This is a genomic window from Ruegeria sp. HKCCD4884, from assembly GCF_013110855.1.
Lineage (GTDB): Bacteria > Pseudomonadota > Alphaproteobacteria > Rhodobacterales > Rhodobacteraceae > Ruegeria.
In genome coordinates this window covers 178,891-192,040 of sequence record NZ_WVRJ01000008.1, presented here as the reverse complement: position 1 = coordinate 192,040, position 13,150 = coordinate 178,891, and the positions used below count along the sequence as shown (strand labels likewise).

The 13,150-nt window shown below is 56.1% G+C and carries 11 protein-coding genes; 1 reads left to right on the top strand and 10 read right to left on the bottom strand.

Annotated elements, in window-relative coordinates; translation table 11 throughout:
- Nucleotides 1-1,785, top strand: coding sequence for an ABC transporter ATP-binding protein (locus tag GS636_RS13650; RefSeq protein ID WP_171669868.1), 1,785 nt, complete (start codon nucleotides 1-3; stop codon nucleotides 1,783-1,785).
- 54 nt (nucleotides 1,786-1,839) lie between these two features.
- Here GS636_RS13650 and GS636_RS13645 read toward each other — a convergent pair whose 3' ends face one another.
- The 10 genes from GS636_RS13645 to GS636_RS13600 are packed head-to-tail and all read right to left on the bottom strand — an operon-like array spanning nucleotide 1,840 to nucleotide 13,131.
- Nucleotides 1,840-3,780, bottom strand: a complete 1,941-nt coding sequence (locus tag GS636_RS13645; RefSeq protein WP_171669867.1) for a vWA domain-containing protein — start codon at nucleotides 3,778-3,780, stop codon at nucleotides 1,840-1,842.
- 13 nt (nucleotides 3,781-3,793) lie between these two features.
- A complete protein-coding gene (locus GS636_RS13640) occupies nucleotides 3,794-5,125 on the bottom strand; it encodes a serine/threonine-protein kinase (RefSeq protein WP_171669866.1) in 1,332 nt (443 codons plus the stop codon).
- 8 nt (nucleotides 5,126-5,133) lie between these two features.
- Nucleotides 5,134-5,394, bottom strand: a complete 261-nt coding sequence (locus tag GS636_RS13635; RefSeq protein ID WP_171187797.1) for a hypothetical protein — start codon at nucleotides 5,392-5,394, stop codon at nucleotides 5,134-5,136.
- A 17-nt stretch (nucleotides 5,395-5,411) separates the two neighbouring features.
- Nucleotides 5,412-7,043 (bottom strand): SUMF1/EgtB/PvdO family nonheme iron enzyme, encoded by a 1,632-nt coding sequence (locus GS636_RS13630; RefSeq protein WP_171669865.1) that lies wholly within the window; start codon nucleotides 7,041-7,043, stop codon nucleotides 5,412-5,414.
- Entirely contained in the window at nucleotides 7,036-8,226 is a 1,191-nt protein-coding gene (locus GS636_RS13625; protein WP_253762783.1) for an ABC transporter permease, read from the bottom strand. Before GS636_RS13625 ends, GS636_RS13630 begins: the two co-directional genes overlap by 8 nt.
- Nucleotides 8,226-8,957: an ATP-binding cassette domain-containing protein gene (locus GS636_RS13620; protein WP_171187787.1), complete on the bottom strand. Its 732-nt coding sequence runs from the start codon at nucleotides 8,955-8,957 to the stop codon at nucleotides 8,226-8,228. The genes GS636_RS13625 and GS636_RS13620 overlap by 1 nt, the downstream gene beginning before the upstream one ends.
- The gene (locus GS636_RS13615) at nucleotides 8,938-10,194 is read right to left on the bottom strand and encodes a trypsin-like peptidase domain-containing protein (protein WP_171669864.1); all 1,257 of its coding nucleotides are present in this window, start codon (nucleotides 10,192-10,194) and stop codon (nucleotides 8,938-8,940) included. Before GS636_RS13615 ends, GS636_RS13620 begins: the two co-directional genes overlap by 20 nt.
- A gap of 5 nt (nucleotides 10,195-10,199) precedes the next feature.
- Nucleotides 10,200-11,294 (bottom strand): serine/threonine-protein kinase, encoded by a 1,095-nt coding sequence (locus GS636_RS13610; protein ID WP_171095047.1) that lies wholly within the window; start codon nucleotides 11,292-11,294, stop codon nucleotides 10,200-10,202.
- Between the two features lie 8 nt (nucleotides 11,295-11,302).
- Complete coding sequence (locus tag GS636_RS13605; RefSeq protein WP_171669863.1) at nucleotides 11,303-12,511, bottom strand: PP2C family serine/threonine-protein phosphatase; 1,209 nt, start codon at nucleotides 12,509-12,511, stop codon at nucleotides 11,303-11,305.
- A gap of 5 nt (nucleotides 12,512-12,516) precedes the next feature.
- Nucleotides 12,517-13,131 carry an FHA domain-containing protein gene (locus tag GS636_RS13600; protein ID WP_171095062.1) on the bottom strand — a complete coding sequence of 205 codons (615 nt, stop codon included), beginning with the start codon at nucleotides 13,129-13,131 and terminating at the stop codon, nucleotides 12,517-12,519.
- Between the last annotated feature and the right edge of the window lie 19 nt (nucleotides 13,132-13,150).

Below are 13,150 nucleotides of genomic sequence, written 5' to 3'. Positions count from 1 at the left end.
ATGATAACGCGCGCCTGGAAAAAATGGCGATCAGGCCATATGGGCCGCCTTGTAGGCGAAAGCTTTTATGCACAAGGCCCATTATATGGCATTGCGATTTTGGCAATGATCGTGGTCGCCGTAACCACGGCGGGGTCGGCCTATATGATGGAATACATCGTTGACGCCATGACCAGCCCAGATTTGCGAGGATGGGCGCAGGTAATTGCGTTGGCGGTGGTGCTGCTGTTCCTCACAAAGGCGATTGCCTCGTATATTCAGGCCACATTTCTCGCTCGGGCGGGCAACCGGATCGTGGCTCAGCAACAGGAAAAGGTGTACCGCAAACTGCTTCGGCATGGCGTATCCTTTTTTAGTGCAAATGAGTCGTCAGATCTGCTGATGCGCACCACCAATGGTGCGCAAGCGGCGCGAAATTTGATCGATGTATTGGTGACCGGTTTTGTCCGCGACGCCCTGACTCTGGTCGGGCTGGTGGCTGTGATGGTCTATCAGCAGCCCGTTCTGTCAGTGATGTTCTTTATTGTCGGCCCCGTTGCCTTGCTGGGCGTTCGCTATTTGCTGAAAAGCGTTCGCTCAATTATGCAGGCCGAATTCAAATCGCTGGCCGAAATTATCCGCGTTCTGCAAGAAACCTCGGCGGGTATCAAAGTCATCAAGGTCTTTTCGCTTGAAGACAGAATGATTGACCGGATGGAAACCGCCATCCGCAAAGTCGAGCAACGCTCGAACGACATTGCCAGGCTTCAGGCAATCGCCAGTCCGCTGATGGAGTTCCTGGCGGGTCTCGCCGTTGCGGGTGTGCTGATTGTCAGCACGATGGGCATTGCAGGGTCTGAGCAACCGTCCGCCGGGCAGCTTATGTCCTTTATCACAGCTTTGCTGATGGCTTACGAGCCAGCAAAGCGCCTGTCACGCATGCGCGTCCAGATCGAAACCAACATGATGGGTGTTGGGTTGTTGTTCAGCTTGCTGGATTCGCAAGACACGATGGTGGAAAGTCCCAAAGCCCACGACTTGAACGCCGGACCGGGCCACATTGCCCTGCGCAACGTGACTTTTGGCTATCAAGGTGCGGTGCCTGTGATCGAAGATATGAACGTCTCGTTCGAAGCAGGTAAGACAACGGCCCTTGTTGGCCAGTCCGGCGGCGGCAAATCCACCTTGTTCGGATTGATCATGCGGTTTTACGATCCTGATAAGGGCGTTGTTGAGATCGACGGACAAGATCTGAGGGAAGTTAGCTTTGCTTCCTTGCGCCGAAAAATCTCATACGTAGGTCAGGACACATTCCTGTTTTCGGCATCAATCATGGACAATCTGCGTTGTTCGGCTCCGGAAGCGTCCGATGAAGAAGTGTTTGAAGCCGCCAAAGCAGCCCATGCGCATGATTTCATCATGGATTTGCCTGACGGATACGACACTCAGGTCGGTGAAAATGGAACCTTCCTGTCAGGGGGCCAAAAACAGAGGATCGCCATTGCGCGTGCCATATTGCGCAACGCCGAGATCCTTCTGCTGGACGAAGCCACCAGTGCGTTGGATGCAGAGTCGGAATCGCTCGTCAAGAAGGCTTTGGATGCCTTGACGCAGAACGTCACTGTCATTGTCATCGCACACCGTCTGTCGACAGTGCTTGAGGCAGACAAAATCATCGTGATTCAGGATGGTGCAATCGTAGAGCAGGGCAATCTGGATCAGTTGATGAAGAAAAGCGGTAGTTTCCGAACACTGTTTGATCAACAGTTCAAAAAACATACTCCCGCTCCAGAAGTCGCGGAATAACCGCGACTTCAACCGTTTATTCTAAACTCATGTCCCGGGACTAAGTGCCCGGGGCTATGGCAGATCATCCAACAGCATCGGGTAAAGCAGATTGCCTGCCTGCGGGCCTGCGCCAAGATAATCAACCCATTGATCGGTGGCTTCATTGTATCGGCGGTACCGCTCAATCTTGTCATAAAGCCCGTTGACGATGGTCTGTTGTTCAGAAATCGGAAGGCGAACCCAATCGTCTTCGGTGATGGCCATAATCTGAGATTTATAAGGCAAGTCCGCAAGGTATTCATCCAAAGCCACAGCTTCCGCAAGGCTAGGGTCCGACTGCCGCGACACCTGATCAGGTCTGCGGCTCATATCCGCAGCCACGCCCAGAACCTGCGCAAAAAACTGATCGGGATTGACCACGTTGCGTTCCGCCTGATCTACGATGATCCGAAGCGCTTCTTCCAGGTTGCTCAGATCGGCTTTGGAAATCAGCAACCGGATCGACAACGGTTTTAAGCCGGTGCGGTCAAAGTCGCGATCCGCCACGTAAGCTTCGAACAAATCCGGTGCACGCGCGCCTTCTGTTTTGCCCAGATACGCCAGCTGCATAGTGCGACCTGCCGTGCTGAGACCCGAAAATCGACCGTCGCCCTCATCGCTGATGGCATCTTCGTCTAAAATCTCATCACCGCCGCTCTGTCGATAGGACGAGGTTTGCTGAGCAACGATTGCACCCAACGTACGGGCAGTTTCCCGGTAAACCTCAGGATCACCGTTTTGGATGGGGAAGTATAACGGTGCCGAATTCGGAAACGCCGTCAGCTGTTTGTAAGCCGCTTCCGCCGATGGATGGTCTTTCGCCCCACGGTCAGTACGTAGATGCATAACCGCCATCGCGCCGCCGATCCGTTCACGGATAATCCTGTTCAGACTTTCCGCGCTGAGCCCGGTCGACGAATATTGATCATCGAACTCACGGGGGCCTGCATCCGTCACCAACACGATGAAACGCGCTCCGAAGCCGCTCCAATCCATGTCTTCCAGAGCATGCTCGATCCCGCGATAGCTGTCTTCGCGAAAGTTCTTACTGCTGGAATCCGCTTCTTGCATCTGGTCGATACCATTCAGGAAATTGTCAACGTTCAGCCCTTCCTGAAGGTCGACAAAAGTCCGAACGTCATAGCCAAGACCCGGCGCGGCCTCGAGGCTATCGCGATAACCCACCAGCCCAAAGCTGACGGCGTCTGCCGCTGCGGATCCGGCAGCTTCACGATAAACCTCTTGCAGGGCATCGCGGGTTGCCCGGATGTAGGGCTCCATCGAAATCGTGGTGTCCACAACAAAAACCACTGCCGTTTTCAAGTCACCCGCACCCGCATCATCTGAAGGCAAGGGCGTGTTCGGCGCGTTGGCGCTGGCTACAGCGACTTGCAACAGATTGACAAAGGGGCCGATGTCAAACACGGCCTCTTCGGTGGAAAGGATCGGCATGACGTAAAGGTTTTGCCGCTGATCAATCGTTTCTCGCGGGCCAAGCGCGATAACGGTTTCCGACGGTTCCCCGCCTTGTTCCGCAGCTAAGGCTTCATCCCTTGCATCCTTGGCCAAACCAGCCGGATTTTCACTTTCGATGATGTCGTAAATCGGGTCGATATCATTGAAGAACAAAACCCTCCCGACATTGTCGCTGCCTTCCAGTGTGGCGACAATATTCTGGTTCCAGGGGATGGAGGCCGCTGCCGGGATCCACATCAGGTCGTCGCCCTGATCGCTGGCCCCAATCTGCATCCAATCACCGTCGCGGTCGTAGACAAAAAACACCTGTAGCGGAGACAACGCAGCAGCGGTGCCGTCACTGTCAGGCGCAGGTTTGGCTTCGATCCGCTCGCGGATCAGCACCCTTTGGAACAGGCTTGTTTTGCCTTCGATCGGTAGCGGAGATTTAGATTGTGCCAATGCTGGCACAGCCAACGTAGCCAGCAGGGCCGTCAAGGGTAGTATCCGTCTCAACATCTTAACCGTCTCCTCACTCACCCAATCGATCCAAAGCGTCCCGTGCCGGGTTTGAGCCCAGGTCAGCGGCCCGCTGATAGTAGCGTCGCGCCGCAGACGTATCGGGACGCGGGAAAGGCGACGTCACTGTGCTGTGCGTCTTTGGATCATACATTTCCGCAATAAGAATATTGGCCGAGGCGCGATCCTGTTGCGAAATCTCCTGGTCATTGCTGATTGCAATCAACGCCCCAAGAGCCGCATCCAGATTCTGAGCGCCGCCAGCGGCCAGTAGATCACGCGCCGCAGTCAAAGGATTGTCCGCTGCAACCGCCTCTTGCGCGATCTCGACAGATTCATTTACCTTTGCAGATGACCCACCCGCGCCCGACAGAAAATACCATGCCCCGCCTGCAATCGCGATCAGTCCGACGACCCCGGCTGCGATCAAAGGAAGCTTGTTACCACCAGATGCTTCTTCCTCCGCCGCCGGTTTGCGCGCGGCAGCAGCAGGTGCAGGTGTCGGGGAATTTCCACTAAGCGCCGCGTGAAACAATCCCGGCAAGTCAGTTGGGCGATCCTTGGGATCGGCTTTCAACAGATGCTCCAGAACCGATTTTAGGGCAGGAGCAACTTTTGGGTCAGTGATTTTCACATCCACTTTGCGGTCTTCGACCGCTGCGAACCCTTTGCCTTCGCCCGGCAATTCCAACCCGGCAGTTCGCATCAGGACCAAACCCAGGGCATAAGCATCTGTGGCCGCAGAGACCTTGTTTCCAAACAACCCCAATTGTTCAGGCGCGCAATAGCGCAGCTTTCCTGCGAAACTGTCGCCAATAATCGACTTGTCCGTACCAACACTATCCGAGGCAAGGCCAAAGTCGATGAATTTTGCCTGATTGATATCCTCATGCGAAATCATGACGTTATCGGGGGCTACGTCACGGTGCACGATACCCAGTTTGTGAATCGCTTCCAACCCTTCGGCCAATCGCAAACCCAGTTTCAAAACATCGTCAGATGACAACCGGGCGCCTTTCTTGAGGTAATGTGCCAGCGGGTGCCCCGGAACAAATTCCATCACCAGAAACAGGCGGCCATCCTTGTCCAGCATCGAGGTTTCAAACCGAACCACCGCTTCGCTGCGAACGGTCCGCAATAGGTTTGCCTCGCGTCGGAACAGATCCACCGCCTTTTGGTTCTTGGCGAAGCTGGGCGTCATCACCTTGATCGCCACCTCATGCCCGCTGGCCCGGTTCAGCCCACGGAATGTGGCGCCCATGCCGCCTTCACCCAAAAGCGATTTGATCTCATAGGTGTCTTGCAGGACGCTGCCAGGTTTCAGACCCAGTACCGAGTGTTCCATGACCCCCCTTACCTCCGGTTCTTCAGGCTAATGGCGCTGTGTTTGGTGAAGGTGCGAATGTCCATGATCTGAAAACAGATGCCAGCAAACACCAAAGACGAGGTGATCCCAAAAACAACAGTCAAAAATGCTGCAATAATGGTCGCCGTATCTGGACCAAACGGTGACAGGCGCAGCATCGCTATGGCCGTAAAACAGAAAAACACAATGGACAGTCCGGCTGTAATCCAGACCAACACTTCAAGCGATTTGCTTAATACATCCCGCATCGTTCAACCTTTCCAATTCATTCTTCGACAAACGACAGGGCCACCGCCTGAAAGTCGTCTGCAATCTGATCCAAGTCCGAATACCCAGCGACCGAGCGCGCACCGATATGGTCCTGCACCATCGCCAGACAGGTCGCACGCTCGCGACCTCGTTCGGCTTCGGTCGGGTAGATGAAATCAATCTGCTTACGCAGCAAAACAGGCGAATATTGATCGACCAGACCTTCTATCAGGTTGGCATATTCAACAATATCGGCTTTTGCCTTGGCTTCCAGCTCGGCTAGTTTTGCAGCGGCTTCTTCTTTCGCGATCAACACTTCTTCCAAAAACGCCTGGTCGCCGCTTTGACGAGCTTCGTTTTCAAGAGCGTCCAATTCGGGCTGAATGGTCAGCGAAGAGATCAACGCATTCAGATACCGCCGGATACCTTGCCCACACACCAACACACCCGAGGTCAGGATCAGGCGGATCGACTGATCTCGTTGCGCGTTACGTTCCACGCGCCCGCGGTTCAGAGTGTCCTTGATCACGGCCAACTGGGTTTTGGTCCGATCCGAGAGTGTCTCACTCGAAATTTCGTCCAGCAGGTCTATTGCCTCCTGCTCACTTGCGGCCACTGCCAAACGTTCATCAGGGCGCGCCAACTGGTCCAGACCGTCCTTGAGCGCCTGATCCTGATCGGCAGAGGTAATCGCCAAGCCTTGCAACACCAGACGCGTGCCTGTGAACCTGTCGGCAGAGGCCGTGTTGGACAAGATATCAAACGGGGGCACCTCGAACCGGGTCGACGAGGTAATGTCCGCCAATGGTGTCCGGGCATCCCCTCCTCGCTTCACAAACCCGCCTGCCTGACCGTGCAAACGCCCATGCCGCACCAGAGCAAACGGATCACCGACAATCTCGGCGGCATTGCCCAACATGTCGTGCAAACCCAACGGATTTGGGCGCAGAGATCCCATCACCTGCAATTTGCCGCCAGCCGAGGCGGTACCTCCGTGCGCAATGAACTCATCCTGCGGCGTACCATCGGGGACGGGCGGCAGCGGCGCGCGAAACAGCGCCTGATCCACGGCCAAACCGCCGCGCGCCGAATACTCCCATTCTTCTTCGGTCGGAAGCCGCAGATAGGCGCGCGTCTCGCCAACGCGGGGCAAACTGTCCGGCGCATTCTGCATCAGCCAAAGCGTGTAGGTTTCGGCAAACCGCTGATAGTCCAGCTTGGTTTGACCGACGGCAGGCACAAAGGCACGACGGCGAGGTTCTTTGTCGGGGCAACCGACCATGACAACGTCCCACTGCGCTTGCGCAAGCTCATATTTGGCCATGTAGAAATAGCCTTTGGCCACCCCATCGTCATCCGCAAACGCACCCGAAACAAAAGCGCGGCGCAGACCGTTCAAATAGGGCTGATCGCTTCCTTCCTGCCCAAGCACAACTGAAACGTCACCGATTACCCCGTCCGTGTTTGGTGTTGCTACCTTGCGAAATGTCATTGCGCCCCCGCAGGGCATAGGCAGGGTCAGGTCCCCTTCGGCAGGCTGCGGGTTAAAGTACTTTTCCTTCCAGGTGATGTCCTGCGCCTGTGCTGCAGCGGAAAAACCAAGCAAACAAGTCAACGCAGCCACTTTGGAAAAAGACGGTTTAAGCATGGGTCAGAACCTCCTGTGGTTCGACATTGCGAACGGCAAACACGGCCCAGATTGCTGCAGTCACAGCGGTTACCGCACCCAAAACCAGCGTTGCCAGAATGTCGCCGGGATACAGGCGCGCGACGGATTCTCCGGGCGCGGTTTCGAACGTGGCGTTGATGGCCAAAAGAAACGGAAGGATAAGGACCAGGGTCGCGACAACACCCCCCAGAACCAGTGTCAAACTTTGGACAACCGGAACAACGCAGCGCTGACGGTCTGGCATGGTCAGCATCGAGAACAGGCTGAAAATCACCCGTTGACGTTCGACAATACCTCTTAGGTTGGCCGACATTGCGGCCCAGAAGCCAAACATCGCCAAGGCGGCAATTGCCGTGAAGAGAAGGTTCAAATTCCGGCGGAACGACAACAAAAGTGCCGCGTTCTCGGCCCGCGGACGCGTTTGCAAGCCAAGATCGGTCAGATGCGCTGACAAAGTCGCAATGTCCTCTAACGTTCGGGCATACAGGCGATAACTCGCATAGCTGTCAGGATCTGACACCGGATCCGTCCAGTTCCTCGGTGTCACCGACAGGTCGTCCCGAAACCTTTCAACGGCTAACAGATCGGGCACAGACAGAAAAATCGCTGAACGAGGCCAGATGTCTGCCGGAACGACACCGATGACCGTCAGATCCCGCCGCGCATTCTCGCGTCGCCCGTCAACTTCGCGACCAATGATCATGTCCAAAGTGTCCCCTGCCGTCACCGACAGGTCCTGGGCCAACTTGTCGGAAACCCAGACAGTGCCGGGCGAAACAGCTTCACCGTCAATCAAAGGATCCCCGGCAGCTGACGGGATCAGAGGAACTGCCCGTTCCAATTTTCGCTGCGCTTCATTTCGCACAGCATTGGCAGACGTGTTGATCGAGCGGGTCGCAGGCACAATAAACCCAACGTCTTGACGTGCCCCCAAGGCGGCAAAAAAAGCTGCATCATGCTGTCCCGCCCCGATCGCCAGGATTTCACGATTTGAAGGGTCCTCGATCAAGCGCCCGACCATGGTGCCTATGACACCGTTCTTCAGGGCCAGAATGATCAACAACGGGCCAAGCACACCTGCCAAGGCGGCCACGAAACACAGAGCTGACTGCCAATCGTGCCGCAGTTCCCGAAGAGCCAGTTTCGCAGGAATCTTCAGCATCACGCCACCCGCGCCGCGACGCGGCCTGCCGTAGAAAAGATGGAATAGGATTGGCCCTGATGGTCAATCAGCCGGTGGTCCGCGCGGGGTGCGTTTGCGAAGTCCCCGGTCTGGGCCTGATGGCTGGCCAAAACAACGGCCGATCCAGCCTCGGCCGCCAGATGCACGATCAGCCCTTCGACCTCGGCCACATTGGCAGGGTCCAGCGCTGAGACCGGTTCATCCAACAACAGTAGCGCGGGTCGACCCAGCAAAGCCCGCGCAACCGACACGCGCTGCCGCTGACCAACCGATAACTGACCGGGTTTGCGTGCTTTGTAATCGCCCAGCCCCAGTGCCCGGATCAGGTGATCCTGCCACTCGGCATCCGGTGCCTGCCCGGCCACCCGTACGGGAAGTTCGATGTTTTCCAGCAAGTTCAGATATGGAACCAAGGTGTTGGTTTGCAAAACAAAGCCAAGCCGGTCGGGTCCGGCAAATGCAGCACGCGGCGTGTCAGGCGCGACCTGCACGCCAGCGATTTCATGCCGCATGTCCGGCAAATCCACCAACGGCAACGCCCCGGCGATCAAACCCAAGGCCGTGCTTTTGCCGGCACCACTGACTGCATCCAAGACGATGGTCTCGCCCGCTTTCAAATCCAGCTCTTCGATCACAACAAAGAACCCCGGCGCCCGTTCGATGCCAAGGTTTCGGATCGACAAAACGGTGTCAGGGTCGTTTGAGGACAAGAGCGATCCCTCCCAATTCGACCTTGGACTTCGTGTTAATTTGCACCGGCTCATTTGGTTTCAGCCGACGCCCATCGACCTTGGTGCCGTTGGACGATCCCAGATCCGTCAGCATCATCTTGCGCCCCTGCAACGAAAGACTTGCATGACGACGGCTTAGGTTGCGGTCGGTGACTGTCAGCGTGTTTTCACTCGCCCGACCTATGGTCACACCGGATTGCAGTTGTGCCGCACTGAACTGCGCGGATTGTCCGGCCATTGTGACCGCTAGAATGGACCGCCCGCGTGGCTTGACGACAGCGGCACCGCGGCTGGGCGTGTCTTCGGCATCGTCCCGCTTTCTCGAAGCTACCAAGTACATTCCGCCGATCACCAAAGCGCCGCCACCGCACAGGACCGAGAGAATGATTAAAAGAGTACTGTCCGATCCCCCGCCGCCGGACACGATCGCCGGATTGTCAGGATCACAGCCAGCCTTGTGGCGCGTGAAAGGTACGTTACTGTCTTGCAAAAACCCAACGATGGAGTTGGCAGACGGCGCAAAGAAGGTACCGTTGGCTGGTGTCTCACCATCGGAATTCAACACTACTCCAGCCGTGTTGATCCCCAGAACCGAGCCACAGAAATCGATCATCGGCCCGCCCGAGTTGCCGGGGTTGATTGCGGCGGTATGCTGCACAATCTCTTGCGTGCCACGGTTGCGCTGCGTTTTGCCTGGCGACACTTTACTGACAGCTCCTTGCGTCAGCGTGGTTTCGAAAAACGCCAATTCGTTGCCGCTGTCATTCGACACGTCCGACGTGCCCGGAAACCCAACGGCAGCGACCTGTTCGCCTTTGTTGATGGTGCCGACACGCACTGCCAGAATGTTTGGCGTGTGCCCAAAGCTTTCCTGCGGCGTGATTTTCAAGATCGCCATGTCCTTTTCGAACGATGCAAAGGCTACCTGAACGTCGTATTTGTAGATCCGGTTTCCTTCTTTGAACCCAACAAAGGCCCCCGTGCCGCCGTCGATGACATGGTGGTTGGTTAAAAAGAAATACCCGTCTTCGCCTTGTAATGGCGCAAGAACAAACCCCGAGCCGGTGCCCCATCCGCCGTCATATTGGACAACCACACGACCAACAGCAGCATCGGCCACAGCAACCACTTCTGATTGGATTTGGGACCAAGCGGACGAGGCTCCAAAGCATACCGAACACAGAACGGAATACACAAAAACTCGAAGAACAATCATTACATTCACATCAAGGTTCCATAAGCAATCACGGCCAGAGCGACGACCAGAATGAAAAACAACACCAGCAAAGACGCCTTGTGCCCACCCGACCGGCCACGCTTTTGCCGGGTTTTGCGCATCTCTGGTTTTCGTGTGACGTTAGGCTCCGGCTGTTGCGATTTGATCTGGGGCACGTCCAGATCAATCTCTGCGACCCTTGCATAGTCACGCGCGGTTCGAATGCGATCTCGCGGTAAAAGCTTGCACCCCAAGTCAATCGCATTCAGCAGGGCGTCATCATACGTGTCCTGCACCCTGTTGCGGACCAGATTTTGACGCACGGGAACATACGGGTCACGCCCGGAAGAGCGCACATCCTGCCAACGCTCTTCCGCATTGGGCGGCAAACTTTGGGATACCATTTCGTACAGGATCACTGACAATGCAAATAGATCGCTCCACGGTCCTTCATGTACGCCGCCAGCCAAACCCGTCTTTTCGGGGGGGAACTGTTCAATCGCTGCGTATTTCCGCGTGAACATTGACGCCAGCCCGCTGGATTTTCCCATTAAACGCGCGGCCCCAAAGTCGATCAGGATAGGCTGACCATCTTTTCGGATCATGACATTTGCTGGCTTCATATCCCGATGCACAACACCCACCTTGTGCACTGCATCCAAAGCCCCGAGCATAGACCGCAGAAAAGTCTTTACCAGTTCCTGCGGCACCGATCCGCGTGCATCGATCATACGCGCCATCATCCGGTCAAGCGGGTCGCCATGGATGTATTCCATCACACAATAGGCCGTACCGTGTTTGCGGAAAGCGGCGCGCACGCGCATCAGGCCCTGCTGCTGTGGCAAATCACGCAGCAAATTGGCCTCCTGCAGAAACGCCTCCAGCCCCATGTGAAACAGCTGCCGCCCCTCTGACGTCGGAGCAACTGCATTGTTGGGCCCTCGGTTCGCATAGTCTGCCGGAAAATACTCCTTGATCGCGAACCTTTCACCGGTTTCCCGATTGCGCGACTGATAGGTGATGCCAAAGCCCCCCTGCCCCAGCACGTCCCCCAGGACGTAGCCGGCAAAGGTTTCTCCCTTTGGCAAGTGAACGGACACGGGCGGGGCTACTCCTGATCTATTCCACCTGAGGACGGTTGCTCGTCCTGATTGGTCACTTCGTCCGGGGTTTGATCCTCAGCGGGTTCAGATGATTCAGCTGGTGCACTGCTTTCATCCGTATCACTTTCATCGGTTGCATCCGGCTCAACTTCAGGCACCTGAGTGTCAGCCTCGTCAGAAGGCGCGATCTGTTCGCCATCCGATGTGTCATCTGACTGTTCCGGATCGGTCGTGACCGAGCGATCGCCTATGCTACGCTCTTCCTGAGACGGTGCCGCCGTTTCTTGCGCGGGTTCAGGCTCGGTCTCGGCCACTTCTTCGCCTTTGAAGGTGAGCGCGCCAACAGCGGCCCCAATCGCCAAAGCGCCAAGGCCAATTGCAGCATATTTCAACGTTTTCTTATTGTTTTCTGCACCGTTGAAAGCCCATTGGCTGCCGCGCAGCATACTGCTCATACCATCTTGAACATGGGCATAAACAACAACCGTTGTATTATCCTGCTTTGGCTTGCCTTTCGCTTCGACCGCGTTCAGCAAGTCCGAGGCAACGCCACGCATATCTCTGCTTTTGCCGTTTTGCAGAACGCTGGCGATTTCGGCTTGGGGCAATGTGTCCAGCCCATCCGAACACGCCAATACCACGTCGCCGGGCTTGAGGCTTATTGCATTGACGTCCGTCAACGAGATCCGATCGCCCATGAGCGCAGACCGCAGCGCGTTGCGGCGTGGATGATTGTCCGCCTCTTCTTGCGTGATCTGGCCTGCGGCCACCATTTGCAGCAATTCGCCATAAAGCGAATGATCTGCGTTCAGCTTTTTCAACCTCCCGTCGCGTAGCAGAAACAGACTGCTGTCGCCCACGGAAACCCAAACCAGACGATCCCCCAGTTTGAGTGCAGCAACCAGTGTGCAACCCATACCCTTTAGGTCGGGCTGGCTGGCGATCTTCTGACGCAGTGCTTCATTCGCTGCGGTCAACGAATCCTGCAGCCGTTCACGCGGGCGCGGTGCGACCGAGCCTTCGATGAAATGAGATTTAAAGACCGACAGCGCCAGATTTGCCGCCACCTCGCCCCCGGCATGGCCGCCCATTCCATCGGCGACCAGCATGAGGATATCGGATTTTGGGTCGCGCTCGTTTTGAAATACGATGTCGAACGCGTCTTCCTGGTTCTCTCGCTGACCCAGGCTCTGTTTGCCGCTGATGATTGTCATCTGGATCAGTCGTCAGAGCTTTCGGCCAGTTCAGACCAGTCAAAATCCTCGTTACAGAAGGCCACAAAGCGCACATGCGTCTGTTTCGACAACTCGATCAGCGCGTAATTCTCCAGCGGCATGGTCGTTGCCACGATCTGGCCGTTGATCCGGCTGATGTTCCGCCCGGTCCCCGGCGCCGCGAAGAACACTCGGTTTGCGTCATCGAAGATAACCCTCAGATGGTCCTTGCCGGAAATCATCTTGTCGCCGAAATCCAGGGCCACACGCTCATCACCATCCCGGCCCAAAGTGTTCATGCCAGAGCCCAGATTGACCGACTGGCCAAGGCCCGGACCTTTGACCACGACCAGCCATCCGGTAATGGGATCGACCATGGGATCGAACTCGGCCTTTCCCGAAAACTCTTTGGACATCCCGCCATGATAAATCTGAGTTTTCTCGGATTCGACGTATTCGGTTGGAGCTTCGCTGAACGACGACCCGCCAATCGCGTGTGTCGGTTCGTTGTCGGACGGAGAAATGCTCTCGGTAAACCCTTCATCCGAGCCGAAATCCACGTCGCTCAGCTCTTCTTCGTCCTTGTCGAACAGCCAGCTGGTTTTGTTGTCATTTCCCATTGTTTTCACCTTTCCTGTT